We start from the raw sequence: 25,053 nt of genomic DNA, 5'->3' as shown, positions 1-25,053 counted from the left end.
CCCCGGCCATCCGTCACATGACTTGCGTCGTCACAGGCCGGGCCCCGGGCCGGCCTCCCGCTCCACGACGTCGCGCAGCTGGCTGCGCGAGGTCACGCCGAGGGCCGGGAAGACCTGGTAGAGGTGGGTCCCGACGGTCCTGGGCGACAGGAACAGCCGCTCGCCGATCTGCCGGTTCGTCAGGCCCTGCGCCGCGAGCCGTACGATCCGCTGCCGCTGCGGGGTCAGGGAGCGCAGCGCGCTGTGCCGGGCCGTCTCGACGGTGATGCCCGCCGCCCGCAGTTCCGCCTCGGCCCGTGCCGCCCAGTGGCCGGCGCCCAGTCCGTCGAAGATCTCACGGGCCTTCGTCAGGGCCGTCCGGGCATCCGCGATCTGCCGCTGCCGCCGCAGCCACTCGCCGTACTCCAGCCAGACCTGGCCCCGTTCGAACGGCCAGCGCTGACCGGCCGGATCCTCCAGCGCCGCGCGGAAGTGCGCCCCGGCGGCGGCCGGTTCGGCCAGCAGCGCGGTGGCCCGGAGCAGGATCTGCCGCAGCCGCGCCGAGGCTCCCGCGCCGACCGCGGCGCTCACCTGCTCCAGGGCGGCCCGGGCCTGCCCGGCGTGACCGGTGAGGACGGCGGCCGCCGCGTGGTCGGCGACGGCGTAGCACGACAGGTGGTAGTGCACCGGTACGCCCGAGCCGTCGAAGACGGAACTCAGGTGCAGGTGGGCGGCGTGGTGGTCACCGAGGGCGGTGGCGGCGAGCGCGGCCGCCCGGCGGGCCCGGACGACGGTGGCGAGCGCCCGGGCCGGCTCGGTGACGGCCAGCGCCGCCGAGGCGTGGCGCAGCGCCGTCTCGGGCTCGCCGGTCACGGCGCACACGGTGGCGAGGGCGGTGAGTGCCCGCGCCGAGCCGAGGTTGCGGTGCCCGGCCAGGAAGCGTTCCGCGAGCCGTTCGACGCCCAGGCGTGCGTCGGCCCACCGCCCGCAGTCGAAGTTGGCCCAGGCCAGGTCCGCGGCGGTCATTCCGCCGTGGAAGTCGGCCGCGTCCTCCCACTGCGGATTGACCATGTCGCCGAGCAGGCTCACCGCCGTCTCGGTCTCGTCCAGCAGCATGCCGAGGACACCGAGGGTGTGCGTCTCGGTCGGGATCAGGCCGGGTGCGGCAGCGGCCGCGGGAAGCAGGGCGCGCACGGTGTTCCCGTGGGTGAAGGGGTCGGTGACGCCGATGTCCCACAGGTGGAACGGCCGGCCGAGCGCCTCGCCGCCCTCCGCCGCGCGGGCCGCCAGCATCGGCCGGATCCGCTCCCGCTGGGCGGCGATGCCCGAGTGGTAGACGATCCCGGTCGCGATGGTGGACACGTCCTCGGCGAGCGGCCCGGTGGCCGGCACCTCCTCGCCGACGACGAGGGCGAAGGCCCGTTCCAGACGCAGCATCAGCATGGCGACCAGCCCGTTCATGGCGCTGATCCAGCTGGTCGCGGCCGGATCGGGAGTGAGGTGCGAGGCCTGGGCGCCGAGGGCCTCGGCCCGGTCGAGGTCCCCGACCAGGACGGCGGTGTAGGCGGCGGTCGACAGGAGTCTGGTCCGCTCGCCCGTGTCCGGGTGGAGCTGGGCGGCCCGTTCCAGACCGGCCAGCGCTTCGGCGACGGCGCCCCGGCCGAACGTGCGCATGGCGGTGGCCTCCAGGGTCGCGGCGACCGCGGCGTCGGGGGCCACCGTCGCCGCCGACAGCTGCCAGGCCCGCCGGTCGGGGTCGCCGGCGAGCGCGGCTGCCAGCGCCAGGTGCGCGCGCCGCCGTTCGGCGAACGGGACGGCGCCGTAGACGGCGGAACGGACCAGCGGGTGGCGGAACTCGATCCGGTCCGCCCGCACGTGCACCAGCCCCGCCTGCTCGGCCGGCAGCCACACCGCCACGTCGGAGCCCGGCGGCAGTGCGGCCAGGACGTCCGACAGGGCCGCGCCCTCCGCCGCGGCCGCGATCAGCAGCGCCTCGCGGGTGGCCTGCGGCAATCCGTCGGCCTGGGCGGCGAAGGTGCTCTCCAGCAGGTCGGTGACCGGCACCGGCCCCATGGGCGGGAGGCGACCGTCCCGCGCCGCCTGCCGGGCCAGTTCGATGAGCGCGAGGGGGTTGCCGGCGGCGGTGGCCAGCACCTGGCGCCGGGCCGGGCCGACGGGCGGCTCGGGCTGCGCGCCGAGCAGTTCCTCCGCCTCGGCCGGGGACAGCGGAGCGACCACCACCTGCGGCACCGTCGAGTCCAGCCAGTCGGGCCGGTGGGTGCCGCGGGCCGCGACCAGCAGCGCGATCGACTCGCCCGCGAGCCGGCGCGCGAGGAAGCCCAGGACCTGGCAGCTTCCCGGGTCGAGCCACTGGGCGTCGTCGACGGCGAGCAGCAGCCGGCCCGTGGACGCGATCCGGGAGGCGAGCGTCAGCACGGCCAGGCTCACCATCATGGGGTCCGGTGGGGTGAGGTCCTCACCGAGCCCGAAGGCACCGAGCAGGGCGGCCCGCTGGCGGGCCGGCAGGCCGTCGACCCCGTCGTCGAGGACGGGCAGCAGGAGCTGGTGGAGGCCGGCGAAGGCGAGTTCGCTCTCGGCGACGCTACCCCGCACCCGCAGGACGCGGGAGCGTTCGCGTTCGGCCTCCTCGACCGCGGTGTCCAGCAGCAGGTCTTGCCCACCCCCGCCTCCCCGAGCAGCAGGACGGCGGGCGACGCCGACCGGGGGGAGAGCGCGTCGGCGATGACCGCCCGCTCCTGTTGACGACCGATCACCATGGAACTCCTGAAGCAGTGTGACGAAGGCGGGACCGTCGTCCGTTCGAACGAACGGACGAGGTGCACGAGCGTCGGAGCATATCGGTCATTCCGTCGGGCGGTCCGGTCGCGGACGGTGGTCCGCCCGACCGCTGTCAGTGCGGCGTCGCGGGAGCCCGTCGGACGGGTGCCAGCTGGTCGAAGCAGTAGTAGACGGCGAGGACGGCATGGGTCGCGAGCATGGCGACGGGGCTGAGGTAGGCGATCCCGACCGTGGCCAGGTAGGCCAGGCCGCCGAGGCTGAACCGGCGCATCGCGGCGTTCACGTCGGCCCGGGGGACGGGGGTGCGCAGGGCGCGCGCGTCGCGGGTGAAGGAGAGGAACAGCAGGGTGAAGGCGAGGCCCATGGCGACCATGGTGGCCGCGTAGACGGCGGCCGCGGTGTGGGCGTCGGTGTCCTCCGCCGTGAGGTAGGTGGCGAGCAGGCGGGTGGGGAAGGGGATGACGGAGACGGTGAGGAGGAGGAAGAGGTTGGCGAAGAGGGTCCGCCGGTCGACGCGGCGCGCGAGTGCGCACATGGCGTGGTGGTTGATCCAGATGATGCCGATGACGAGGAAGCTGACGAGGTAGGCGAAGTAGGAGGGCCACTGGTGGGACAGGGCCCCGGCGAGGCTCTGGCCGTGCAGGCCGTCGGGTTCGGGAACGTTCAGGTCCAGGACGAGCAGGGTGATGGCGATGGCGAAGACGCCGTCGCTGAAGGCCTCCAGACGGGCGGTGCTGAAGTCGGTGGTGTCCCGGCGGGACGGTTCGGGCGCGGGGGTGCTCATGGGGTCTCCGGTGGAAGGTCGATGACGCCGGCCGGGGACAACTCTCCTGGACCGGGGCCGGCGCAGACCCGCCGGGGTGACGTCGGCGGTGTGTCAGGCCACGTGCCGCTCGCGGCCCTCGCCGTCTGGCCCAGGGTGAAGGCGGCAACCTCCTGCCGACAGGAACCCCCTTCTCTTCAGGGAGCAGATCGTGACGTCCACACTGCCGCCTACCGACGGTCTGCCGGGCGCAGGCGCAGGCGCGCCCCGCAGCGGTCCGGCAGCCCGCCGGCGTCGGGCGCTGGCCATCGCCGCCGGCCTGTTCTGCATGGCGGGCATCGCCCCGCTGGCGCTGACCGGGGCCGCCCACGCCCAGGGCACCTGCACCGTCTCGGGCCCCACCACCACCTGTACCTTCGCCTTCACCGGCGCCGAGCAGACGTTCTCCGTCCCGAGCGGCGTCACCCAGGTCGACGTCACGGCGATCGGCGCGGCCGGCGGCAAGGAGGGCGTCAACAACACGCCCGGCGGCCGCGGCGCGCAGGTATCGGGCACGCTCACCGGACTGTCCGCCGGACAGACCCTCTACGTCGAGGTCGGCGGCACCCCCACGCTCGACACCTCCGCCTGCTACGTGTTCTCGCCGTGCATCGGCGGCTTCAACGGCGGTGGTACGGCCCGATTCGGCGGCGGCGGAGGCGGGGCCTCCGACGTCCGCACCCAGCCCCGCACCACCCCCCTCACCACCACCGACTCCCGCCTCGTCGTGGCCGCGGGCGGCGGCGGGGCCGGTGAGGTCTTCAGCTCGTCGTGCCCGGGAAGCCAGGGCGGGGACGCGGGCCAGCCGGGCGCGAACGGAACGTGCAACGGGGGAACCGGCGGCGGGGCGGGAATGGCCGGCCAGGGCGGGGCCGGCGGCGTGGCCACCGGCGGTACGGACGGCGCGCCCGGCACGCTCGGAACCGGCGGCAACGGCGGTGCCGGCACCGGCGGCGCGGGCGGCGGGGGTTACTACGGGGGTGGGGGCGGTGCCAGCCTCAACGGCCTGACCTCTCCGTTCGGGAGCGCCGGTGGTGGCGGCGGCGGGTCGTCCCTCGTACCCGCCGGGGGCACCGGTCCCACCGTGACCGGCTCCGCAGCGAGCGTCACCATCAGCTACACCACGCCGGGCAAGCCGGTGACGACGCGTCTGATCGCCCTGCCCCAGCAGGTCCGGCAGGGCCGGCCGGTGGTGCTCGACGACCTGGTCTGCCCCGCCGACACCGGCGCCACGACCCCGCCCACCGGCACGGTGACGTTCACCGACACCACCACCGGCACGACCCTGGGCACGGCCCGCCTGGTCCTCGACGTCAGGAGGTGCGCCGCCGCGGGGCGGGTCGTCTTCTTCCGGACCCCCGGGGTGCACGTCGTCACGGCCGTCTACAGCGGTGACTCCGTCTACCAGAGCGGCAGCCCGGAGACCATCGCGGTGACGGTCTCCTGACCGTGACGGGCTCCTCCCGGACGATCCGGCAGGAGCCCTCTCGGTCCGGGGCGGCCGCACCCCCGTCGCGGCCGCCCGCCGTCGGGCCCGGCCTACGGGTGGTAGACGACCTCGGGGAAGGCCTTCGACGGCCCGTCGAGCAGGTCGCCGCAGTGCCGGTTGCGCAGGTGGAGGTCGAAGAAGGCGCGCGGGTAGGCCTGTTGGATGAGGATGCCGCGGTCGGGGTCGAGGGTGCCGACCGCGGACTGGATCTGCTGCTCGGTCATGCCGAGGAGCCTGCCCGCCTGCGGGATCAGCGTCATGTCGTCGCCGTACGAGGTGTGCACGGCGCCGGCGGCCTGGACGTCGAGGCGCCAGCCGCGCAGGTGGCCCCAGAAGGTCTCGACGTACGGGCTGGCGGCCCGGGTGTAGGTGGCGGTCATCAGCATGAACGGCCGGTCGATGTCGGTGGTGACGGCGGGGTTCGACTCCATCCGGCCGTCCAGGGTGAGGCCGGCGCGGATGCGCGGGTCGGCGACCATGGCGAGGGCGGCGGCGGTGCCGCCCTTGGACCAGCCGGAGACACCGATGTTCCGCGCGTCCAGGCCGCCGAGCAGGCCGGTCGGCAGGGCACGGCCGTCGACGTCGGGGTTGCGTCCGTTGGCCAGGTCGACGACGCGTTCGAGGAGGAAGAGCAGGTCGGCGGCGTAGTCCTTCGGGTACAGCCCCGGGGCGACGCCGTCCCGGGTGACGACGGTCCCGTCCGGGAACTCGGTGATGCCGTCATGGGTGTGGTCGACGGTGACCACGGCGAAGCCGTGGCTGGCCAACTCCTGGACCATGACGGTGTGGTCGGCGCGGTGGCTGCCCGCGCCGTGCGAGTAGAGCACGACGGGCAACGGCCGGCCGGTCCGGTGGACGGGCGCGCCCTGGTGACCGCTGGTGAGCGGGGCGAGGGAGGGGTCGAGCGGGAAGCCGACGTCGTCGAGGAAGGCCTTCAGGGCGCCAGCGGTCATCCAGGGGGCGAGCGGGTACGCGTCGGCGTCCGCTACCCGGGCCGGGTACCAGACGGTGGCCATCAGCTCGCGGAACCGTCCGGGCCTGGCGTTCGGGTCGAGCCGGGACTCGTCGCGCAGGTGCAGCGGCACCATGCCCACCGGGAAGGGGCCGGTGGGAGCGGGCAGGGTGAGCCGCGCGGGGGCGGCGGGGACGGTGCCGGTGGCTGCGGATGCGGCTGCGGATGCGGGAGCGGCCGAGGCGGCGCGGGCGAGGCCCAGCGGTGCGACGGCGCCCAGGGCGATGGCTGCGCCCAGCATGCGGCGGCGGGTCGGTGCGGTACGGCGTACGACCGGCGCGGCGTCCCTCGGCGCGGTGTCCGTCGGAATGGTGTCCATCGGCGTGGTGTCCATGCCCGGAAGGCTGTCATGTGAAGCCGATGGGCAACATCGGACCATGGATTGACTGTCCGTCACCTCGCATGGGCCCAGGGGTTTACATCCCCGGGTTGACGCGGAACGGGCGCGGGCCTGATCCACCGTGGGTGTCGGCCGATCCGGGCGTTCGACCGCGCCCGAGGCCGGATCACCGCCCGGAGACGGTCACGGGCGGGGCCCCGCCGGTGGTGCGGCCGGGGCCGTCGGGGGTCGGCGCGGGGGCAGGGGCACGAAACCGCTGGTGCGGGCGGTGTATTCGGCCCAGCCGGGCCGCTGCGCGCCCAACTGCCGTTCCAGCAGGGGTTTGCCGCTGCCGAAGGCGAGCAGCCAGGTCATGAGCACCGGGCTGAGGACGAAGGCCCAGCCGACGGGCGCGTCGGCGGCGAGCAGGAACAGGCCCCACCACACGCAGGCGTCGCCGAAGTAGTTCGGGTGGCGGGTGTACCGCCACAGACCGCGGTCCATGATCCGGCCGCGGTTGGCCGGGTCGGCCTTGAAGCGGGCGAGCTGCCGGTCCCCGACCGCCTCGAAGAACAGGCCGACGGCCCACAGCGCGGTGCCCGCCCAGGCGAGCACGCCGGGCGGGTGGGGCAGGTACTGGGCGGCCTGGACGGGCAGGGAGACGAACCAGACGAGGGCGGCCTGGAGCAGGTAGACCATCCGCAGGGCGTACCGGGTGCGGGCCGACCCCTCGGGGGCGCGGGCGAGCATCCGGGCGTAGCGCGGGTCCTCGGGGGCACCGCGGGCGCGCCACCAGATGTGCCCGGACAGCCGCAGACCCCACACGGTGACCAGGACGGTGGCCAGCAGGCGCCGCTCGGGGTTCCCGTGACCGTCCGAGAGCGCGAAGCCGCTCAGCGCCACGGCGGTGAAGGCGAGCCCCCAGGCGACGTCCACCCCGCGGTGACGCCCGGTGCGCACCCCCGCCGCGAACGCGGTGAGCATGACGGCGAGGGCGACGGCGGCGGTGACGGCGAGGTTGAGCGCGAAGGCGGCGGCGTTCACGACAGGCTCCGGTACCGGTCGGCGGGCCGGAGCGCGGACGATCGGCCACCGGGCCGGCAGGCCCGGACGAGGACGACGGCGGCGGTTCCGGTGGGGGCCGCCGCGCTCACGCCGTCACCCCGTCGCGGGTGAGGAGGATCTGCTGGACGTCGAGGTAGCCGGTGCGGAATCCGGCCTCGGAGTAGGCGAGGTAGAGCTCCCACGTGCGCCGGAAGACCTCGTCGAAGCCGAGGGCCGCGACCTGCGGCGACCGTTCGGTGAAGCGTTCGCGCCACAGCCGCAGGGTCTCGGCGTAGTGCGGCCCGTACGCGTCGGACCGTACCGTCCGCAGCCGGGTGTGCCGGGTGGCGGTCTCCTCGATCGCCCGCAGGGACGGGATGAGGCCGCCGGGGAAGACGTACTTGAGGATCCAGGTGTAGGTGCGGCTGGCGGCGAGCATCCGGTCGTGGGACATGGTGATCGCCTGGAGGGCGACGCGTCCGCCGGGCGCCAGGACCCGGTCGAGGGTGGCGAAGTAGTCCGGCCAGAACGGCCGGCCCACGGCCTCGATCATCTCGACGCTGACGACGGCGTCGTACCGGCCTTCGACGGCGCGGTAGTCGCACAGCCGGACCTGCGCCCGGTCCGCATGCCCGGCGTCGGCGATCCGGCGCCGGGCCAGGGCGAGTTGTTCCCCGGAGAGGGTCAGGCTGACGACGCGGGCGCCGCGGGCGGCTGCGCGCAGGGCGAGTTCGCCCCATCCGGTGCCGATCTCCAGCAGCCGGGTGCCGGGGCCGACGCGGGCCAGGTCGAGCAGCCGGTCGATCTTGCGGTGCTGGGCCGCGGGCAGGCCGTCCCGGGTGGCGAGCGGTTCGTGGCCGCGGCCGGTCGGGAAGAGGGCCGAGGAGTAGGTCATCGTCGGGTCGAGGAACAGCGCGAACAGGTCGTTGGACAGGTCGTAGTGCCGGTGGATGTTGCGGCGCGCGTTCCCCGGGGTGGACAGTTCGTCGTCCGGCGGCTTCTGGACGTAGAGGCGGCGCAGCCACTGTGTGCCGGCCGGCACGAGGGTCTGCGGCGCGGCGGCGAGTCCGGTGAGCAGCGCGACCAGGTCGGGGCTGTCCCAGTCGCCGGCCTGGTAGGACTCCCCGAAGCCGATCAGGCCGCCCGCGCCGACCCGGTGGAGGAAGGCCCGCGGGCGGTGCAGGCGCAGGACCGGGGCCCCGGGCGGGGCCGGCCGCGGGGTGCGGCCGCCGGGGAGTTCGACGCGCAGGCCGCGCCGCGAGGCCACCCGGCGCAGCAGGCGGGCGGCGACGGCCGCGCGCAACGGCGCGTGCGGGACGCGGGCGACGTCCGGCCAGCGCGTGGGGTCGACGGGGGGCGTCGGCGTCGCCGTCGGGGGAAGCGTGGTCGTCATGGGGTGGGCACCTCTTCCGTGGTGGGAGCGGTGGGCCCGTCGGAGGGCCGGGGCGGGCCGGCGGGCGGGCGGGGGTGGACGGGCAGGCCGCTGAGCCACAGGCGGACGCCCTGGTAGCGGATGTGCAGGCTGACGGCCCAGGTGGCGAACGGGTGGGTGAGGACGGCGCGCAGCAGGGCCGCGGGGCCCGCCGGCCGTGCGGTGCCGCGGACGGTGGCGGTGAAGGCGCGGCGGCCCCGGCGCTCCAGGTGGACCGTCAGGTGGAGCCGCTCCGCCGGTTCGGGCAGCACCATCGTGTAGCGGCCGTCGACGGGGAAGAACGGTGAGACGTGGAAGTCCTTGTCGCTCTCGCCGCGTCCGTCGGGATCGGGCGCCAGCAGGTAGCGGTGCCGGCCGCCGTAGGTGTTGTGGACCTCGGCGACCGTGCAGAGCGGACGGCCGGACCGGTCGCGGCACCAGTAGACGGTCAGCGGGTTGAACACGTGCCCCAGCGAGCGGGCCTGCGTGAGCATCAGCACCGTCCCGTCGCCGAGCCGGACGCCGCAGGCGGCGAGGAAGCGCTCCAGGTCCTGGCGGAGCGTCGGCGGCTCGGCTGCCGGGTCGAGGGCGTGGTCGCGCGGCAGGAACCGGGCCAGCGGCCGCAGTGGCCGCGGCAGGGCGGGCAGGCGGTCGAGGTCCACCAGCCACAGGTAGCCGCGGTGCCGGAACGAGCGCCTGCGGGGTGCGGTGCGCACGTGCGTCGTGACGGTGTCGTAGAGGACCGCCCCCCACGGTCCGGGCAGGGCGGTCACGGCACGCTCACCCCGAGCAGTGCGTGGGCGGCCTCGACGCCGGAACGGCAGCCGTCCTCGTGGAAGCCCCAGCCGTGGTAGGCGCCGGCGAACACGGTTCGGGCGCGGGCGAGTTCGGGCAGCCGGCGCTGGGCGGCGACCGTGCGCGCGGTGTGGACCGGGTGCTCGTAGACGGTGCGGGAGACCACCAGTTCCTCGGGGATCGGCTGCTGCCGGTCCTCGTTGAGCGTGACCAGGTAGTCGGTGTCGGTGTCCAGCCGCAGCAGCCGGTTGAGGTGGTAGCTGACCCGCACCCGGTCGGAGGACGCGCTGCAGTGGGGCATCCGGTAGTTCCACGAACCGCGCGCCGGGCGCGCGGAGGGGAGGACCGTCCGGTCGCGGTGCAGCACGGTCGGGTTGACCGAGTAGGTGAAGGCACCGAGGACGGTGCGCTCGGCGTCGCTCGGGTCGGCGAGCAGCCGCAGCGCCTGGTCGGCATGGGTGGCGACCACCACCGCGTCGGCTTCGGTGCGCCGCCCGTCCGCGCAGACCACGGTGACACCGTCCGGGTGCCGGCGGACCGCACGGACGGGAGCGGACCGGTGGACGGCGGTGAGCCGCGCCGCGATCCGGTCCACGTAGGTGCGCGAGCCGCCGACGACCGTGCGCCAGGTCGGCGATCCGGTCACGGAGAGCATGCCGTGGTTGCGGAGGAACGCGAACAGGTAGCGGGCCGGGTAGTCGCCCGCGAGGTCGGGGGCGCAGGACCACACGGCGGACACCACCGGGGTCATGAAGTGGCTCACGAAGTAGGGCGAGAAGCCCTCGGCGGCGAGGAAGTCCCGCAGGCTCGGCTCGCCCGCCCCCGGGTCGGCGAGCAGGCGGCGGGCGAGCCGGTGGAAACGGGGCACTTCGGCGAGCATGCGCAGGTACCGGCCGCGCAGCACGACGTCGGGACGGGCGAACAGCCCGGCCGGCCCCTTGGCGCCCGCGTACTCCAGGCCGCACCCGTCGCAGCGCACGGACATGCTCATCACGCTGTCCTGGGTGCGGATGCCGAGTTCGGCGAAGAGGCGCACCAGGTACGGGTAGGTGCGCTCGTTGTGCACCAGGAACCCGGTGTCCAGCGCCACCGTCCGGCCGTCCCGGTCCGTGGCCTGCTGCGTGTGGGCGTGGCCTCCGAGGCGGCCCTCGGCCTCGAACAACTCGACCTCCACCCCGGCCCGGCAGAGCTCGTGGGCCGCGGTGAGTCCGGCGACGCCGGATCCCACCACCGCCACCGTGCGTGGACGCCCGCCGGGGAGCGCGGCGGTGGACCGCGTGGTGGAGACGGTGTCGAACATGGTCACGAGAGCCCCTCCCGACAGGGCCGCGACGCGGCCCGCATGGACGTTGCACCGGATCTTCGGAGGCGGAGCCCGGCCCGGATTGGCCCGACTTCGCGCGCACGGGACGGCAGGGGGACGAGACGTCACCGGCAGGCGGCCGCCGGGGCGGGGCCTCAGTCCGTGACGGCCTGCTCGATGAGGTCGACGGCGTCCGCGAGGGTGAAGGGGCGGGCGGCGCCGGCCGGCGGCCGGTTGCGGGCCCACCCGGGACCGGCGGCGACCACCACGGCCCCGCCGCGGGAGCCGCGTGGACCCCACACGCTGTCGCCGACCCTGCGCACCAACTCGCGGTCCGCGGTGTGCCGGTCCTGGGACCAGATCATCACGGCCCCCGGACCGATCCGGTGGACGGCGTCCAGCAGGGCCCGGGACGGGACGGCCGCGCCCAACATCCGGAAGGGAACGGCGCGTTCGGTCAGCGCCGCGGCCGTGGCGTCGAGCGGGAGGGTGTGCAGTTCGAGGGGCGTCGCGGTCAGCAGGACGGGCCGCGCCGGCCGGGCCGTGAAGGCACCGACGGCCACGCCCCGCAGGGCGGTGGAGACGTGCCAGGACAGCAGGTGCTCGACCTCGACGTACTGCTCGCCGTCCGCCGCCCACTTGCGGCCCGCGGCACGGAGGGCCGGCATCATGACGTCCGTCCACGCGTCGACCACGCCGAGCGCTTCCAGCGCCTCCCGCAGGATCCTGGCGACCTCCGGCGCGTCGAGCCGTACCGCCGCCCGGGCCAGGCCCCGGCATTCGGGGCGCACCGTCCCGACGTGCAGGGCGCGGCTTCCGCCCGGGCCGGGACCGGTGCGTTCGCCGCCCCGGGAGCCCGCCTGCGGCGCGGGCGGCGCGGCGAGTGCGGCGAGTGCGGGGAGCGCGGGCCGCAGGCCGTCCTCGGGGGCGGGGACGTCGCGCTCGGCCAGGGCCGCCCGGGCGGCCTCGCCCGGAGGGACCCCGCGTGCCGTCAGACGGCACATCGTCTCCAGGACCGCGATGTCCTGACGCCTCCAGCGGCGGTGATGCCCGGGCTCCCGGTGGGCGGGGCCGATGCCGTAGCGGCGTTCCCAGGAACGGACCGTGGTGGGGGACACGCCCAGACGCCGGGCCACGCCGCCCGTCGGGAGCCCCACGTCCTCCGCCGGGCCGGACAGCGGGCCGGACAGCGGGTCCGGCTCTCCGGACCGCTCCCCGGTCCGCCGTCCGGCATCGAGGGCGGCCGAGGAGGTCACCATCCTGCGATCCTCCCGACGGCGAAACCAACGCAGCACACCACCATGACGGCGATGACCAGCAGGGGAATCCAGCCGGGCCAGGCCGTGTGCAGTTCGACCGACTCCGGGGTGGAGATGCCCGCGCACGTCGACGCCTCGCACTCCGGCGTCTCGGTAGGGGGGCTCGCGGGCACGGGGCGCTCCTGCGTGGGGAGCTGCTGGTCGACGGTCATGACGTCCTCCCGCGGTCGGCGGTGGGTCCGGTCCTCGGTGGATCCCGACATCTCCATGTTGCATCCGGCGGCTCCCCGCTCCCAGTCGCAGCGTTTCCGCACCGACTCCGTGCCCGGGAGCCGCCGCCGTCATCGCCCCGCGCCCACGACTCGGCCGGGCCGCAGCGACCGTCCGGCCGGACCTTCCTCCGCGCAAGGGCGGTCGCACTCCACGGCGAAGGCGGCCCGGAGCCGGATGAGGCCGTCGCGGATCCGGGTCTTGACGGTGCCCAACGGCACGCCGATCCGGTGCGCGATCTCGCGGTGCGAGTACCCGCCGAAGTAGGCCAGCACCACGGCCTCGCGCTGCACCGAGCTCAGATCCGCCAGAGCGGACCTGACCCGCAGCCGGTCCAGCGAGCGGACCGCCTCCTCCTCCGGCGGATCGCTCCGCACCGGCTCCCGGGCCGCGACCCGGTGGTCGCGCTCGGCAGCGGCGCGGGCGGAGCGCACACGGTCCACCGCGCGGTGGTGCGCGATCGTCAGCACCCAGGCCAGCACCGACCCGCGCTCGGGCCGGTAGGCCGCCGCGGTGCGCCAGACTTCCAGCAGGACCTCCTGGGCGACCTCCTCGGCGTGCGCGGGGCTGCGCAGCGTCCGCAGGGCGACGCCGTACACCGGTGCGGCGACCGCGCGGTACAGCATCTCGAACGCGCGGTCGTCGCCGTGCGCCGACAGCTCCAGGAGACGCCGCAGATCGTCAGCCGCCGGCACTTGCCTGCCGCTGGGATCCGGGTCGGGACGGGTCGGTACGAGCGAGGTCACGCCCCCACGCTGCAGCGATTCGGCACCACGAGCGGAGTCGGACCGTTTGTGCATCGTTTCGGTGGGGGACCGGGAGCGCAGACGCTGCGGCACCGCTGCACCTGTGCCCGCCGCCGTCGACGGCCGATCCTGCAGAGGTCGGCGGCCGATCCTGCAGATGAGGCGGCGTACCCCGCGCCGATCCGGTCGTCGAGGAGAGGAACGGAGCGGACCATGAAGCGGCACCACGAGCCGTACGACGGGCCGCGCCCGGCGGCGGCCACGCACGAGGGCTCCGAGGCCCCCGGAGGACCGGAATGAGGGGACCGGCATGAGAGGACCGGCATGAGTGGACCGCGCCCGCACTGGCTGTTCGGCGACCAGCTCGGGCCGCACTTCCTCGCCCCGGGGGACGGCGGCCCGGACCCGGACGCCCCGGTGGTCATGATCGAGGCCCGCTCGGTGCTGCGCCGGCGGCGCTTCCACCGGGCCAAGGCCCACCTGGTGCTGTCCGCGATGCGCCACGCCGCGGACGCCCTCGGCGAGCGGGTGCGCTACGTGCAGGCCGACACCTACCGCGAGGGCCTGGCCCGGGCGGTCGGCCGCCGCCGGGTCACCGTGTGCCACCCGACCTCGCGCGCGGCCCTCGGCCTCGTGGACGACCTCGCCCAGGTGACGGTGCTGCCGCCGCGGGGCTTCCTCGTGCCGTTCGCCGACTTCCGCCGCTGGGCCGGCGAACCGGGCCGACGGCGCCTGCTGCTGGAGGACTTCTACCACCGGGTGCGGCGGGCCGAGCACCTGCTGCTGGAACCGGACGGCAGCCCGGCGGGCGGCCGCTGGAACCTGGACCGGGACAACCGCGAACCACCGCCCCGGGGAGTCGCCGCCCTGCCGCTGCCGCCCCCCTTCGAACCCGAGGAGGACGTGATCGACGAGCGGGTCCGGGCCGACCTGGACCGCTGGGAGCGCGCCGGCGAGGTCGCCTTCGTGGGCCGGGACGGCCCGCGCCGCTTCGCCGCGACCCGCGCGGAGGCCGAGCGGGCGCTCGCGCACTTCGTCGCCCACCGGCTCCGGGACTTCGGCCGGTACGAGGACGCCATGCTCCACGCCGACCCCTGGACGGCCCACAGCGCCCTGTCCGTCCCCCTCAACCTCGGCCTGCTCGACCCGGGCGAGTGCGTGCGCGCCGCCGAGGCCGCCCACCGGGCGGGGAAGGTGCCGCTCAACAGCGCCGAGGGCTTCGTACGGCAGGTCGCCGGCTGGCGCGAGTACGTCTGGCAGCTGTACTGGCACCTCGGGGAGGAGTACCGCGACGCCAACCGGCTCGGCCACCGCGAACCGCTGCCCGCGTGGTTCCGCGACCTGGACGCCGAGGCGGTCACCGCCCGCTGCCTGGCCCGCGTCCTCGCGGAGGTCCGCGACCACGGCTGGGTGCACCACATCCCCCGGCTGATGGTGCTCGGCAACTGGGCCCTGCAGCACGGCTGGGACCCCCGGGAACTCACCGACTGGTTCCACCGCTGCTTCGTGGACGGCTACGACTGGGTGATGACCGCCAACGTCGTCGGCATGTCCCAGTTCGCCGACGGCGGACTGATCACCACCAAGCCCTACGTGGCGGGCGGCGCCTACCTGAACCGGATGAGCGACCACTGCCGCCCCTGCCGCTACCGGCCCACCGAACGCCTCGGCGACCGCGCCTGCCCGTTCACCGCCGGCTACTGGGCCTTCGTCCACCGCCACCACGACCTGCTCGCGGCCAACCACCGCACCGCGCAGGCCGCCGCCGGCCTGCGCCGACTGAACGGCCTGCCCGAACTGCTGGCCGCCGAACGGGCCCGCGGCCAGTCACCGCCGTGAGCGGGCGGCCACCGCGCCACCGGCCAGATCGGCCAGCACCTCCCCGGCGGCCCGCGCGCCCGAGGCGAGCGCCCCCTGCACCGAGCCCGTGGCCCGGTGGTCCCCGCACACGTAACGCCCCGGCGCGAACCGCGTGCCGCGGCTGAGCGGGAGCGGCGCCGGCCCGGCCGGCAGCGCCTCGGCGATCCGGTACTCCGCCAGCGGCTCCCAGGCCGAGGTGTCCGCCCCGTACAGCACGCCGGCCCGGGCCCGAGCCGCCCGCTCGTCCGCGTCCGTCCCCAGGACCGAGGTCGACACCAGCGCCCGCCCGTCCGGTGAGCAGCCGGGGACGACCTCCGACAGCACCACGGTGTTCAGCACCTGCCGGCCCGCGTCCACGACCAGCGTCGGCTCGCGCAGCGGGCTGACCGGTGCCGCGTGGTAGAAGGTCGTCACCGCCCGCACCGCCGGAACCTCCAGGCCCGGCAGCAGCCGGGCGGCCTGCGCCGGCCCGGTCGCCACCACGACCGCGCGGGCCCGCAGCACCGAGCCGTCCGCGAGCACCACGCCGTCCGCCGTCACCCGCTCCACCCGGGTGCCGCGCACCAGCCGGTCCGCCGGCAACCGGGCCGCCAACTGCCGCGGCACGGCCCCGATGCCGTCCCGCGGCAGGCACAGGCTGCCGCGCAGCATGCTGCGCCACACCAGGTGGAACAGCCGGCTGGAGGTCTCCAGACCCTCCTCCAGGAACACCCCGGCCAGGAACGGGCGGAGCACCCCGTCGACGGTGCGCCGCGACACCCCGGCCCGCCGCAGCGCACGAGCGGTGCTCGTCTCCGGCAGGCGCTTGAGCAGGGTGGCGGGCAGCACCGCGTCACCCGCGCACAGCAGCCCCAGCGCGGCCAGGTCGCGCAGTGGCAGCAGTCCGCCGCGCAACCGCCCGGCGGGCAACCGCCCGGTGGGCAGCAGTCCGGCGGGCAGCAGGTCACCGGCCGCGCCCGGGCGCCTGGTCGGATCGACCACGCGGCGCGAGCCCCGTGCGTCGGCCAGCAGGAACCCGGGCGTGAACGGGCGCAGCCCCAGCGCCGCGAGCTCCAGACGCCGCCTGACCTGCGGGTAAGCGGTGTTGAACACCTGGAAGCCGCGGTCGAGCCGAAAGCCCCGGACGTCGTCGGTGCGCATCCGTCCGCCCACGTCGTCGGCGGCTTCCAGAACCAGGACGTCCCGACCGGCCGCCGTCATGTCGAGCGCGCAGGCCAGACCTGCCAGGCCCGCCCCCACCACGATGACCTCCGCTGCCCCGGCCGGAGCCTGCACTGCGTGGTGTGTCATCGGTCCACCTCCCGTGCCGCCGTACGGTCACGGAAGGTTCGGAGCCGGGTGGTGAAGCGGATCGGACACGGCGATACGGCCTTCGCGCCCGGACGTGCCGGTCCGCCGTCGGAGGGCACCCGCACCGTAAGGTCCTCACCGAGGACACGAGGCCCCGGCCGATCCGCGCGGCGCAGGCGTCGTCGGAGAAGCCCCGGCCGGCCGGGGAAGGACGAGAGAAGGGCTGGGACGTCACATGAAACAGCGCAGTCTGCGGGACCTCCGGGTGTCGGCCATCGGCCTCGGCTGCATGGGGATGTCCGCCTTCTACGGCACGGCCGACCAGGACGAGGGCATCGCGACCATCCGGCGCGCCCTGGAGCTCGGCGTCAACTTCCTCGACACCGCGCAGGTCTACGGACCGCTCACCAACGAGTCCCTGGTCGGCGAGGCCGTCCGGGGGCACCGTGACGAGTACGTGATCGCCACCAAGTTCAACTACCGGATGGACGGCGCCGTTCCGGGCGACATGTCCACGGTGGGCCCCCAGGACGGTTCCGCCGCGCACGTCCGCAGCTCCGTCCACGGTTCGCTCGCGCGGCTCGGCACCGACCGCATCGACCTGTACTACCAGCACCGGGTCGACCCGGCCGTGCCCATCGAGGAGACCGTGGGCGCGCTCGGCGAACTCGTCGCCGAGGGCAAGGTGCGGCACATCGGGCTGAGCGAGGCGAGCGCGGAGACCATCCGTCGCGCCCACGCCGTCCACCCGGTCACCGCCGTCCAGAGCGAGTACTCGCTCTGGACGCGGGACGTGGAAGCCGAGGTGCTCCCGATGTGCCGGGAGCTCGGGATCGGCTTCGTGCCGTACTCCCCGCTCGGCCGCGGCTTCCTCGCGGGCCGCTTCAGCTCCCCGGACGAGCTCGACCGGGACGACTTCCGCCGCACCAACCCGCGCTTCACCGACGCCAATCTGGCGGCCAACCTCCGGCTCGCGGAGAAGGTCAAGCAGATCGCCGCGGAGAAGGAGGTCACTCCGGCCCAGCTGGCGATCGCCTGGGTACTGGCCCGCGGCGAGGACCTCGTGCCGATCCCGGGCACCAAGCGCCGCACCTACCTGGAGCAGAACGCGGGCGCGGTCGACGTCGAGCTGACCGACGAGGACCTGGCCCGCATCGAGGCCGAGCTGCCCGAGGTGGCGGGCGAGCGCTACGACGAGGACGGGATGCGGGCGGTGAACCGCTGAACTGCTGAACTGCTGAACTGCTGAGCCGCAGAACTGCTGAACCACTGAACTGCCGAACCGCTGAACCCGCTTGTCAGAGGCGCGGGTTACGGTGCTGCGCCGTGGGCATCGACGATCTTGACTACCGGGTCCGGGCCCAGTCCGGCTGCATCCCGGCAGCTGGTCGCCCGGCTCCTGGAACTCGGGCGCTCCGACGCGGTGGAGTCCTGGGCCGGGTGTGGGGAGTGGTTCTGCGCGCGCGAGTGGGCGCGGCTGCTCGCGGGCGACGGCCGGCCCGCGGAGGCGCTGGAGGTCCTCGCGCCGCACCCGGCGGCGGGCCGGTGGCCGGCCGCCGAGGCCAGGGCCGCGCCCAGGACGGCCTGGCCCACCTCGACGACCTCAAGGCCCGCCGTGGCGGCGAGGAGGAGTGGGAACTGTTCTGGATGCGGCTGCCGCTGATCGCCGCCGCCGCAGGGGTCGACGAAGCGGTCGAGCAGGCCCGGGCCCATCCCGAGGGCGGCACCTGGTACGCGGTCGCGCACGTCGCCTGGCTCCTGGCCCGCTCCGGGCGCACCGAGGAGGCCGTCGCCGTCCTCGACCGGAACGAGCCGGCCCACCGCCGCGACCTGGCCGGCCACCTCATCGACCTCGGCCGCATCGACGACGCCGTGGCCCTCCTCCGGCAGCACGACCCCCGGCCGCCCGCCCGACGGACCGGCACCTGGCACGACGAGCCCCCGTTCTGATCAGGGGAGCCCGAGTACCCGGACCGTTCCCGACCGGGTAGTGGAGCTCATGTGCGGTCCGGCGCGGCCCGGTGGAATCGGGTCCATGGACGACATCCCCGCCGGATCCGCGCCGGACCGGCACGACCGCGACGCGTGGAAGTACCCGCTCGTCGCGGCGCTTCTGCTGCCGCTCTGCCAGATCCTCTACTGGTACTTCGCACTGGTCCGCGCGGTCGCGGTCGACCAGTGCACGCCCCGGGGCGCCTGCGGGCGGGACTGGGGCCCGCAGTACGACGTCGCCCACGGCCTGATGGGCGCACAGCTGGTGCTCGTCGTGGCTGCCTCGGTCCTGCCGCCACGGATCCGGTGGGCCCCGTGGCGCTTCGTCGCCTCCGCGGTGAGCGTGATGTGCGGCCTGGCCTGCAGCGTGGTGATCCAGGACTTCGGCTGACCCGCGCCCGGGGGACCGGGATCAGCGGCGAGTGGGCTGACGGCGCTCGACGAGGTCGAGGTCGCCGGTGAGGAGGTCGTTGTGGCTGACGGTGAAGTCTCCGTTGGGCAGGGCTTCTCCTCCGCCGTAGTACCGGCCCACGACGGCGTCGGGAAGGAAGGAGCGCAGGCTGTGGCGCATGCTCCTGGGGTGGTCGACGGGTTCGCCCCAGCCGGGGGGAGCCTGGTCGGTGGACAGCAGGACCCAATGGTCCACCGGGACAACGGAGTCGAGGTCCGGGACCGCTCCGGTGTGGCTGTCCAGCGCGGGCACGGTCAGCCGGTCGGGGTCGAGCGGCCGGTACCACAGCAGCAGCGGCTTGGCGCGCTGCGCGTCGGCGTTGTCGAAGCAGCAGAGGACGACGGTGTGGTCGGGGAAGTGGTCGGCGTAGAAGCGCAGGAGGTCCGGGTCGAGGTCCGGCCGCCGGTGTGACGGCACCTGCTGCAGTGCGGCCGGGATCGCGGTGGGGTCGTCGGCCAGGAGCACCGTGTAGACGTCGTGCTCGAAGACCTGGACGGCCTCCGGGTCCCCGCACATCCAGTCGATCCGGTCGGTCGCCACGGGGACGGGCCGAACGGCGGAAACCATGCGCTCAAGGACGTCGCCGCTGCGTCCGACGGGGAGGAACTGCCCGGGGCCGAGCCGGCTGGTGGGCACGTGCAGCAGCATGGCGTTCGGACCGTCCGCGAGGTTGACGGCGGTGTTCTGGTAGCCCAGGACGTGGATGAGGCCGTGCACGGGGTGGTGCTGCCGGCCGCAGTAGACGATCGTGCCGGAGAACGCGGCCTCACTGGTCGAGATGCACATGCCGGCAATGTAGTGCCCCTGGACCCGTGGGCAGCGGGGAGGGGCTGGTGGTCGGCCCCGGTGGTTGGGCGAGGCTCGGAGGCAACACCCCCGTGGCTGCCTCCGAGCTTCGCCGGCTTCTCGGGCGGTACGGGAGTTCGTCGGGGGCTTCGGCGCCCCTGGTCTCCTGCCGCCCGTGGTCGGTCAGTTGGCGGGTTCCGCCTCCAGTTTGTCGACGACGGTCGAGGTGAGGATGGCCGTGGCGTACTCGTAGCCCTTGCCGTCGCCGGCGCCCGGGGACGGGTTGCCCGCGGGCGGGAGTCCGTCGGAGCCGGCGGCCGGGAGGTCGGAGAGGAGGACCTCGCGCACGCCGAGGAAGGCGCCGGTGGTCCGGTCGAAGATCAGGGCCACGCGCATGGTGCCGTTGGTGCCGACCACCGCGACGCCGTGCCGGCCTGCCGCGTCCGTCTCGTCGGCGACCACGGCCGTTCCCGGGATCTTCGCGGCCGCCTCCATGAGCGCTCCCGCGACGGCGGGCGGCGCCGCGATGTTCTGGAAGATCATCTGGACGTCCGCGAACGCGAACTGGTTGTACAGCTTCGGCGTCATCGTCATCCCCGACACCCGCTTGGCGCGGTCGAAGGAGAGCAGCTGCTGCAGGAGTTGCTGCGGCTCGGAGGGCAGGGAGGCGACGAACTCGTAGGTCGGGGCGTCGAAGCTCGCCGTCCGCGGGGCGCCGGGGACGGTGTCCGACAGCCTGGCGGGCCACGGGCTGCGACCGTTGCCCATGGTCGGGTCCAGGATCAGGCCGCCGGACCTGCCGTCGACCGGGAACCACGACCTGCGTTCGTGCCTGGTCTCGCGGGCGCCGTCCTGGATCTCCTTCCGGTAGACGAACTGGGCGGCCCTGGCCCCGGGGTCGGGGCTGCTCGCGGCGGCCTTCGCGGCGCGGGCGAGCAGGTCGGCGGCGTCGGTCGGCGCGGGCGCGGGCGAGGCCGACAGGGTCGGCGCCGCCGGGGTGGCGTCGCCGTGGTCGCGGTCCGGGACGGCCACCACGGTGACGGCCGCCAGCGCGCCGACCGCCAGCGGCGCGGCGACCAGCCACACCCGCCTGCGCCGCGGGCGCGCCGCGTTCGTATCGGCGGCGATCTCACTCATCAGATGCTCCTTCAGGAACCGTTGGCGGCCGGCGGGGAGCATCTCGGGCGAGTTGTTCATCGGGTCTCCTCCTGCAACGACCGGGCGGCTTCGAAGCCGCCACCCCGTACCTGTCCGGTGGTGGGAGCGGGTTCCCGGCGTTTCGCGGGTTCGTGCAGCTCGTTCTCGGCGAGCGTGCGCAGCCGGGCCCGTGCCCGGGACAGGCGCGAGCGCACCGTGCCCACCGGGACGCCGAGCGCCTCCGCCGCCGACGCGTAGTCGAGCCCCACCCACACGCAGAGCCGGAACACCTCGCGCTCGGAACGGCGCAGCGCGGACAGTGCGCGGCGCGCGGCGGCCAGTCGGGCGCTGTCGTCGATCCGGGAGACCAGCTCGTCGGCGAAGTCCGGTACGGCCTCGCGCTCGGCCAGGCGCGACATCGCCGCCCGGTGGCGCCGGGCCGCCCGCGCGGTGTTGCGCAGCACGTTGGTGGCGATCCCGAAGACCCAGGGGCGCAGGTCGTCGTCGCCCTCGTGCAGTTTGGCGCGCAGGCGCCAGGCCTCCAGGAAGGTCAGCGACACCACGTCCTCGGCGGCCGCCCAGTCCCCCAGGGAGCGCATCGCGTACGCGTACACGGCCTGGGCGTGCGCGTCGAAGACCTCGCCGAGCGCGTCCTGGTCCCCGGCGCGCAGGCGCGCCCGTTGTGACAGTTCCATGCCCTTCCCTGTCCGCCGGCCGTGCGGAGTTCCGTGTGAGCCGCGTCACGGGGGTGCGCCGACGCTCGGCGCCGACGCTCGGCGGTGCTCAGCGGCGGTACGCGGCGGTCGCGGTCTCGATGAAGGACCGGATCAACGGGTTGGTGTCGGCCTCGTTCCACACCGCCACCACTCGGCTCGGCGGCATGTCGATCAGCGGCACGACGGCCAGTTCCGCGGGCAGGTCGTGTCCGAGCGGGGCCAGGCCGACCGTACCGTTCCACAGCACGGCCTGCAGGCATTCCTGGACGGCGCGCACCACGGGGCCCCGGCGGGGCCTGCCGCCGTTCCAGTACGACTGCCAGGCGGGGTCGGTGCCCTGCGGGAACTGGAACCAGCGGCGGTCGTCCAGCTCGGCCAGGCGCAGCCGTTCGCGGCGGGCCAGCGGGTCGTCGGCGCGCAGGACCACGCCGACCGGGTCGGACCGTAGTTGACGAACCGTCAGGGCGGTCTCGTCGAACGGCGCCCGGGTCAGCGCGATGTCGACCAGTCCGGCGCGCAGCCCGCAGGTCGGGTCGGTCAGGTCGGTGTCGCGGACGCGGATGTCGATGCCGGGGTGGCTTCGACGGTAGGCGGCGGCCAGCCGGGCCACTCCCGGGTCGGTGCCGTCGCCGAGGATGCCGATGGTGAGGGTGGCGACGCCGGCCGCCGCGCTCACGTGCACCCGGACGCGGTCGGCGTGGTCGAGCAGGGCCCGCGCCTCGTCGAGCAGTACCGAACCCACCGCGGTGAGCGTGACCCCGGTGGGCGAGCGGGTGAACAGCGGGGCCCCGACATCGGTCTCCAACTGCTTGATCGCCCGGCTCAGCGGCGGTTGGCTCATGTGCAGTCGGGTGGCGGCCCGGCCGAAGTGGAGTTCCTCGGCGACCGCCACGAAGTAGCGCAAGGTGCGTAGCTCCACGCTGCAACGATACCCACGGGGTATCGGCTCCCCGGAACGGGTCTTGGACGCCGGCGGGACCCCGGCGGTGCACTGGTGCGCATGACCGAAGAACCGAAGACCAGCGGGCCGAAGAGCAGCGAGCCGAAGCCGGGCGAGGCGCAGACCGTCCCCGCGGTGTCGGTGGTGGGGCCCGGCGACGGCGAGACGATCGTCCTGGGCACCACGCGCATGCGCGTCCTGGAGGACGGCAGCCACACCGGGCACCGCCTCGCGATCGCCGAGTCCGTCCTCGCCCCGCACACGCAGGGGCCGCCGCAGCACCGCCACGCCCGGCACGACGAGGGCTTCTACATCCTCTCCGGCACCGTGCGGTTCACCGTCGGCGACGAGGACCACGACGCCGTCGCGGGCACGTTGGTGATGGTGCCGCCCGGCACTCCGCACACCTTCGCCAACCCGACCGACCGACCCGCCGTCATGCTCAGCACCTTCACCCCCGACCTGTACGTGCAGTACTTCCGGGACCTCCAGGACGTGCTCGCCGCCGGCCGGCCGCTGACGCCGCAGGCCAATGTCGACGCGATGAGCCGCTACGCGACCGAGCCCGCCACCGCCCCCGCTACCGCCCCCGCCACCGACCCGGCCTGAAGCCGACGGTGCGGCACGGCACGGCCCGGTCCTCGACGGCATCGACGACATCCACGCAGCCCATGAAACGGAAACCATGAACCTCGCCTATTGGATCGTCGCGGGACTGCTCGCGCTCTTCTACCTGTACGCGGGCACGCTGAAGGCGATCCGCAGCCGCGACGACCTCCGACCGATGATGGCCTGGGTCGACCGCATGCCCCTGCCCGCGGTCAGGGCGCTCGGGACGGTCGAGATACTCGGCGCGGCCGGTCTGATCCTGCCTCCGCTGACCGGCATCGCCGTCCCGCTGGCGCCGGCCGCGGCCATCGGTTTCGTCCTCCTGCAGGCTGGCGCGATCGCCGTCCACCTGACGGGCGAGGACCGCCGGATCGCACTGAACGCCGTGCTCACCGTGACCGCGGCCGTGACCGGCTGGCTGGCCACCGGGCTGTGACCGGGCACAGGTGCCGGTCGCCTGACGGTGCGATGACAGCGGCGTCTCGGCGGGCTCCGGCACCCTTTCCGGGACCACGAGCGGTGCGGGGCGTGGCGTCAGTCGAGGGTGAGGCGCTTGGTGAGGGCCTCGCCCGAGGGCAGGGTGTCGATGAAGTTGTGCAGGAACCGGAGCATGTCGTCGGTGTCCAGGCCCTCGCAGGCGGCGTCCATCGAGCTGTAGAGGTAGTCCTCGATCTCGGCGACCGCCGTGGCCAGGCGTTCGCCCTCGGGGGTGAGGCTGAGCCGGAGGTATCGGCGGTCCGCGGCGTCGGTGCGGCGCTCGACCAGCCCGGCCGCGACGACGCGTTCGACCAGTCGGCTGGGGTTGGTGCCGCTCTCGCACACCAGGAGCTGCCCGAGCCCGTTGAGGGTCAGGGTGCCGTGCTGCTGGAGCAGGCGCAGCACCTCGGCCTGCGACGGGGTGATGCCGTGGGGCTTGAGGGCCTGGATCAGCAGCCGGTTGCCTTCGCGTTGGGCTGCCAGGATCGCGAACCGCAGGTGTTCGGCCTTACGCATCGGCGTCCTGTCGGGTGGTCGGCTGGGTGGCGAGGAAGTCCTTGACCGCGGCGGCGTAGGTGGCCGGGTGGGAGAAGCGGAACATGTGGCCGGTGCCCGGCAGCACGACCTCCCGGGCGTCGGGGATGCCCGCGAGCATGGTCTTGGAGGCGTTCTCGCCGATCAGCACGTCGTGCGAGGGGGTCAGGATCAGGGTAGGGACCTCGACCCGGCCCAGCACGTCGACGTAGTCGGCGGTGAGCACGGCCTGCAGGCGGGCGTCGAAGGAGGCGGCCGGGGTGTTGGCGACGAACAGTTCGCGGCTGCGCGCCTCGCTCCAGGGCACCTGCCCTTCGCCGTCGAACGGGGAGGCGAGGCGGTGGGCGTGGGCCCGCAGCGTCAGCTGCCGGTAGACCGGGCCGCGGGCCTTGCCGATCGTCCGCATCAGGGCCTTCCACGGCTTCGACTCGACCGGGTTGGACGCGAATCCGCCGGACACGACCAGGGCACGCAGGCCGCGAGGGCGGCGGGTGGCGAGTGCCAGCGCGATGTTCGCGCCGAACGAGTCGCCGACCAGCACGTAGTCGTCCAGGTCCGCGATCGCGTTCTCGACGTGGTCGGCGTAGCGCTCGATGTCGTTGACGCCCTCGGGCAGGCGCAGCGTGCGCGTGGGCGCCTCGCCGTAGGGGGCGAGCTGCTCGGCGCTCCACGGAGCGCCGGAGAAGCAGGGGATGAAGACGAGGGTCGGATTCTTCTCTGTATCGTTCGCGTTCATAGCAATTACGTTACACGACACATGTGTCGCGACACAAGTTATCCGGGTCACATCGTCGACCGACCCGGCTCGACCGGCCCGACCGGGCGGCGACCCGGCGGCCTTCCCCCGCGCGGGGGAGTCGGATGATCCGTGGGGCGGATGTGACCGGCGCGGGCGAGGGCGAGTCTCGGAGTGTCAGCAATCCGGACGTACGGGGGTCACCGTGGCTGTTCCTGCACACTCGAAGGCGGTCGGCGTTCCCGCCCCGCCGACCACAGGCTCGGGGCGGAGGTCGTGGTGGCGGCGGTGGCCCGC

General features: G+C 74.5%; 24 protein-coding genes. 7 read left to right on the top strand and 17 right to left on the bottom strand.

Features of this window, described 5'->3' with window-relative positions; all coding sequences use genetic code 11:
• Positions 1 to 30: 30 nt before the first annotated feature.
• Together ACIGG8_RS03470 and ACIGG8_RS03465 are read right to left on the bottom strand one after the other, a co-directional pair.
• Positions 31 to 2,592 carry a LuxR C-terminal-related transcriptional regulator gene (locus tag ACIGG8_RS03470; RefSeq protein WP_396545356.1) on the bottom strand — a complete coding sequence of 854 codons (2,562 nt, stop codon included), beginning with the start codon at positions 2,590 to 2,592 and terminating at the stop codon, positions 31 to 33.
• 298 nt (positions 2,593 to 2,890) lie between these two features.
• The gene (locus ACIGG8_RS03465) at positions 2,891 to 3,562 is read right to left on the bottom strand and encodes a TMEM175 family protein (RefSeq protein WP_396545354.1); all 672 of its coding nucleotides are present in this window, start codon (positions 3,560 to 3,562) and stop codon (positions 2,891 to 2,893) included.
• 190 nt (positions 3,563 to 3,752) lie between these two features.
• Between ACIGG8_RS03465 and ACIGG8_RS03460 the strand changes: the two genes are divergently transcribed.
• Positions 3,753 to 5,027 carry a glycine-rich protein gene (locus ACIGG8_RS03460; protein WP_396545352.1) on the top strand — a complete coding sequence of 425 codons (1,275 nt, stop codon included), beginning with the start codon at positions 3,753 to 3,755 and terminating at the stop codon, positions 5,025 to 5,027.
• Positions 5,028 to 5,119: 92 nt separating this feature from the next.
• On the opposite strand, the gene ACIGG8_RS03455 is transcribed toward ACIGG8_RS03460, so the two are convergent.
• From ACIGG8_RS03455 to ACIGG8_RS03420, 8 genes are all read right to left on the bottom strand, one after another.
• The gene (locus ACIGG8_RS03455) at positions 5,120 to 6,415 is read right to left on the bottom strand and encodes an alpha/beta hydrolase family protein (protein ID WP_396545350.1); all 1,296 of its coding nucleotides are present in this window, start codon (positions 6,413 to 6,415) and stop codon (positions 5,120 to 5,122) included.
• A gap of 189 nt (positions 6,416 to 6,604) precedes the next feature.
• Positions 6,605 to 7,384: a DUF1295 domain-containing protein gene (locus ACIGG8_RS03450; RefSeq protein ID WP_396545747.1), complete on the bottom strand. Its 780-nt coding sequence runs from the start codon at positions 7,382 to 7,384 to the stop codon at positions 6,605 to 6,607.
• A 166-nt stretch (positions 7,385 to 7,550) separates the two neighbouring features.
• A complete protein-coding gene (locus tag ACIGG8_RS03445) occupies positions 7,551 to 8,837 on the bottom strand; it encodes a class I SAM-dependent methyltransferase (protein ID WP_396545348.1) in 1,287 nt (428 codons plus the stop codon).
• Positions 8,834 to 9,628: a DUF1365 domain-containing protein gene (locus ACIGG8_RS03440; protein ID WP_396545346.1), complete on the bottom strand. Its 795-nt coding sequence runs from the start codon at positions 9,626 to 9,628 to the stop codon at positions 8,834 to 8,836. Before ACIGG8_RS03440 ends, ACIGG8_RS03445 begins: the two co-directional genes overlap by 4 nt.
• Complete coding sequence (locus ACIGG8_RS03435; RefSeq protein ID WP_396545745.1) at positions 9,625 to 10,950, bottom strand: NAD(P)/FAD-dependent oxidoreductase; 1,326 nt, start codon at positions 10,948 to 10,950, stop codon at positions 9,625 to 9,627. Before ACIGG8_RS03435 ends, ACIGG8_RS03440 begins: the two co-directional genes overlap by 4 nt.
• 158 nt (positions 10,951 to 11,108) lie before the next feature.
• The gene (locus ACIGG8_RS03430; protein ID WP_396545344.1) at positions 11,109 to 12,212 is read right to left on the bottom strand and encodes a MerR family transcriptional regulator; all 1,104 of its coding nucleotides are present in this window, start codon (positions 12,210 to 12,212) and stop codon (positions 11,109 to 11,111) included.
• Positions 12,206 to 12,481, bottom strand: a complete 276-nt coding sequence (locus tag ACIGG8_RS03425; RefSeq protein ID WP_350524113.1) for a hypothetical protein — start codon at positions 12,479 to 12,481, stop codon at positions 12,206 to 12,208. The genes ACIGG8_RS03430 and ACIGG8_RS03425 overlap by 7 nt, the downstream gene beginning before the upstream one ends.
• A gap of 72 nt (positions 12,482 to 12,553) precedes the next feature.
• The gene (locus ACIGG8_RS03420) at positions 12,554 to 13,228 is read right to left on the bottom strand and encodes a sigma-70 family RNA polymerase sigma factor (RefSeq protein WP_396545342.1); all 675 of its coding nucleotides are present in this window, start codon (positions 13,226 to 13,228) and stop codon (positions 12,554 to 12,556) included.
• Positions 13,229 to 13,552: 324 nt separating this feature from the next.
• On the opposite strand from ACIGG8_RS03420, the gene ACIGG8_RS03415 reads away from it, so the two are divergent.
• Positions 13,553 to 15,067, top strand: a complete 1,515-nt coding sequence (locus ACIGG8_RS03415) for a cryptochrome/photolyase family protein (protein WP_396545340.1) — start codon at positions 13,553 to 13,555, stop codon at positions 15,065 to 15,067.
• Here the strand turns inward: ACIGG8_RS03415 and ACIGG8_RS03410 are convergent.
• On the bottom strand, positions 15,056 to 16,378 hold the full coding sequence (locus tag ACIGG8_RS03410) for an NAD(P)/FAD-dependent oxidoreductase (RefSeq protein WP_396545338.1): 1,323 nt from the start codon (positions 16,376 to 16,378) through the stop codon (positions 15,056 to 15,058). The two genes, ACIGG8_RS03415 and ACIGG8_RS03410, sit on opposite strands and share 12 nt — an antisense overlap.
• A 235-nt stretch (positions 16,379 to 16,613) precedes the next feature.
• Here ACIGG8_RS03410 and ACIGG8_RS03405 point away from each other — a divergent pair, with 235 nt between their 5' ends.
• The 3 genes from ACIGG8_RS03405 (at position 16,614) to ACIGG8_RS03395 (ending at position 18,761) form a co-directional block, all read left to right on the top strand.
• A complete protein-coding gene (locus tag ACIGG8_RS03405) occupies positions 16,614 to 17,603 on the top strand; it encodes an aldo/keto reductase (protein WP_396545336.1) in 990 nt (329 codons plus the stop codon).
• A gap of 320 nt (positions 17,604 to 17,923) precedes the next feature.
• Positions 17,924 to 18,328: a hypothetical protein gene (locus ACIGG8_RS03400; protein WP_396545334.1), complete on the top strand. Its 405-nt coding sequence runs from the start codon at positions 17,924 to 17,926 to the stop codon at positions 18,326 to 18,328.
• 85 nt (positions 18,329 to 18,413) lie between these two features.
• Complete coding sequence (locus tag ACIGG8_RS03395) at positions 18,414 to 18,761, top strand: hypothetical protein (protein ID WP_396545332.1); 348 nt, start codon at positions 18,414 to 18,416, stop codon at positions 18,759 to 18,761.
• Between the two features lie 21 nt (positions 18,762 to 18,782).
• On the opposite strand, the gene ACIGG8_RS03390 is transcribed toward ACIGG8_RS03395, so the two are convergent.
• The 4 genes from ACIGG8_RS03390 to ACIGG8_RS03375 form a co-directional block, all read right to left on the bottom strand.
• The gene (locus tag ACIGG8_RS03390) at positions 18,783 to 19,607 is read right to left on the bottom strand and encodes a hypothetical protein (protein WP_396545330.1); all 825 of its coding nucleotides are present in this window, start codon (positions 19,605 to 19,607) and stop codon (positions 18,783 to 18,785) included.
• A 183-nt stretch (positions 19,608 to 19,790) separates the two neighbouring features.
• Positions 19,791 to 20,786, bottom strand: coding sequence for a CU044_5270 family protein (locus ACIGG8_RS03385; protein ID WP_396545743.1), 996 nt, complete (start codon positions 20,784 to 20,786; stop codon positions 19,791 to 19,793).
• 14 nt (positions 20,787 to 20,800) lie between these two features.
• Positions 20,801 to 21,439 (bottom strand): RNA polymerase sigma factor, encoded by a 639-nt coding sequence (locus tag ACIGG8_RS03380; RefSeq protein ID WP_350524121.1) that lies wholly within the window; start codon positions 21,437 to 21,439, stop codon positions 20,801 to 20,803.
• 88 nt (positions 21,440 to 21,527) lie between these two features.
• Entirely contained in the window at positions 21,528 to 22,379 is an 852-nt protein-coding gene (locus ACIGG8_RS03375; RefSeq protein WP_396545328.1) for a LysR family transcriptional regulator, read from the bottom strand.
• A gap of 81 nt (positions 22,380 to 22,460) precedes the next feature.
• On the opposite strand from ACIGG8_RS03375, the gene ACIGG8_RS03370 reads away from it, so the two are divergent.
• Together ACIGG8_RS03370 and ACIGG8_RS03365 are read left to right on the top strand one after the other, a co-directional pair.
• Positions 22,461 to 23,009, top strand: coding sequence for a cupin domain-containing protein (locus ACIGG8_RS03370; RefSeq protein ID WP_396545326.1), 549 nt, complete (start codon positions 22,461 to 22,463; stop codon positions 23,007 to 23,009).
• Positions 23,010 to 23,085: 76 nt separating this feature from the next.
• Positions 23,086 to 23,445 carry a DoxX family protein gene (locus tag ACIGG8_RS03365; protein WP_396545324.1) on the top strand — a complete coding sequence of 120 codons (360 nt, stop codon included), beginning with the start codon at positions 23,086 to 23,088 and terminating at the stop codon, positions 23,443 to 23,445.
• 98 nt (positions 23,446 to 23,543) lie between these two features.
• Here ACIGG8_RS03365 and ACIGG8_RS03360 read toward each other — a convergent pair whose 3' ends face one another.
• Both ACIGG8_RS03360 and ACIGG8_RS03355 read right to left on the bottom strand, forming a co-directional pair.
• Positions 23,544 to 24,002, bottom strand: coding sequence for a MarR family winged helix-turn-helix transcriptional regulator (locus ACIGG8_RS03360; RefSeq protein ID WP_396545322.1), 459 nt, complete (start codon positions 24,000 to 24,002; stop codon positions 23,544 to 23,546).
• Positions 23,995 to 24,756, bottom strand: a complete 762-nt coding sequence (locus ACIGG8_RS03355) for an alpha/beta fold hydrolase (RefSeq protein ID WP_396545320.1) — start codon at positions 24,754 to 24,756, stop codon at positions 23,995 to 23,997. Before ACIGG8_RS03355 ends, ACIGG8_RS03360 begins: the two co-directional genes overlap by 8 nt.
• Positions 24,757 to 25,053 lie beyond the last annotated feature (297 nt).

Origin of the sequence: Kitasatospora sp. NPDC085464 (genome assembly GCF_044541955.1) — a bacterium.
GTDB lineage: Bacteria > Actinomycetota > Actinomycetes > Streptomycetales > Streptomycetaceae > Kitasatospora.
Note: the sequence above shows the minus strand (reverse complement) of the source record. Positions and strands in the feature narration are given on the sequence as shown.

Coding starts and splice junctions, on each gene's coding strand:
- ACIGG8_RS03465 (WP_396545354.1), bottom strand. CDS start 3,562: ATGAGCACCCCCGCGCCCGAACCGTCCCGCCGGGACACCACCGACTTC.
- ACIGG8_RS03455 (WP_396545350.1), bottom strand. CDS start 6,415: ATGGACACCACGCCGATGGACACCATTCCGACGGACACCGCGCCGAGG.
- ACIGG8_RS03450 (WP_396545747.1), bottom strand. CDS start 7,384: ATGCTCACCGCGTTCGCGGCGGGGGTGCGCACCGGGCGTCACCGCGGG.
- ACIGG8_RS03445 (WP_396545348.1), bottom strand. CDS start 8,837: ATGACGACCACGCTTCCCCCGACGGCGACGCCGACGCCCCCCGTCGAC.
- ACIGG8_RS03435 (WP_396545745.1), bottom strand. CDS start 10,950: ATGTTCGACACCGTCTCCACCACGCGGTCCACCGCCGCGCTCCCCGGC.
- ACIGG8_RS03430 (WP_396545344.1), bottom strand. CDS start 12,212: ATGGTGACCTCCTCGGCCGCCCTCGATGCCGGACGGCGGACCGGGGAG.
- ACIGG8_RS03425 (WP_350524113.1), bottom strand. CDS start 12,481: ATGGAGATGTCGGGATCCACCGAGGACCGGACCCACCGCCGACCGCGG.
- ACIGG8_RS03415 (WP_396545340.1), top strand. CDS start 13,553: ATGAGTGGACCGCGCCCGCACTGGCTGTTCGGCGACCAGCTCGGGCCG.
- ACIGG8_RS03410 (WP_396545338.1), bottom strand. CDS start 16,378: ATGACACACCACGCAGTGCAGGCTCCGGCCGGGGCAGCGGAGGTCATC.
- ACIGG8_RS03405 (WP_396545336.1), top strand. CDS start 16,614: ATGAAACAGCGCAGTCTGCGGGACCTCCGGGTGTCGGCCATCGGCCTC.
- ACIGG8_RS03395 (WP_396545332.1), top strand. CDS start 18,414: ATGGACGACATCCCCGCCGGATCCGCGCCGGACCGGCACGACCGCGAC.
- ACIGG8_RS03390 (WP_396545330.1), bottom strand. CDS start 19,607: ATGTGCATCTCGACCAGTGAGGCCGCGTTCTCCGGCACGATCGTCTAC.
- ACIGG8_RS03385 (WP_396545743.1), bottom strand. CDS start 20,786: ATGCTCCCCGCCGGCCGCCAACGGTTCCTGAAGGAGCATCTGATGAGT.
- ACIGG8_RS03380 (WP_350524121.1), bottom strand. CDS start 21,439: ATGGAACTGTCACAACGGGCGCGCCTGCGCGCCGGGGACCAGGACGCG.
- ACIGG8_RS03370 (WP_396545326.1), top strand. CDS start 22,461: ATGACCGAAGAACCGAAGACCAGCGGGCCGAAGAGCAGCGAGCCGAAG.
- ACIGG8_RS03365 (WP_396545324.1), top strand. CDS start 23,086: ATGAACCTCGCCTATTGGATCGTCGCGGGACTGCTCGCGCTCTTCTAC.
- ACIGG8_RS03360 (WP_396545322.1), bottom strand. CDS start 24,002: ATGCGTAAGGCCGAACACCTGCGGTTCGCGATCCTGGCAGCCCAACGC.
- ACIGG8_RS03355 (WP_396545320.1), bottom strand. CDS start 24,756: ATGAACGCGAACGATACAGAGAAGAATCCGACCCTCGTCTTCATCCCC.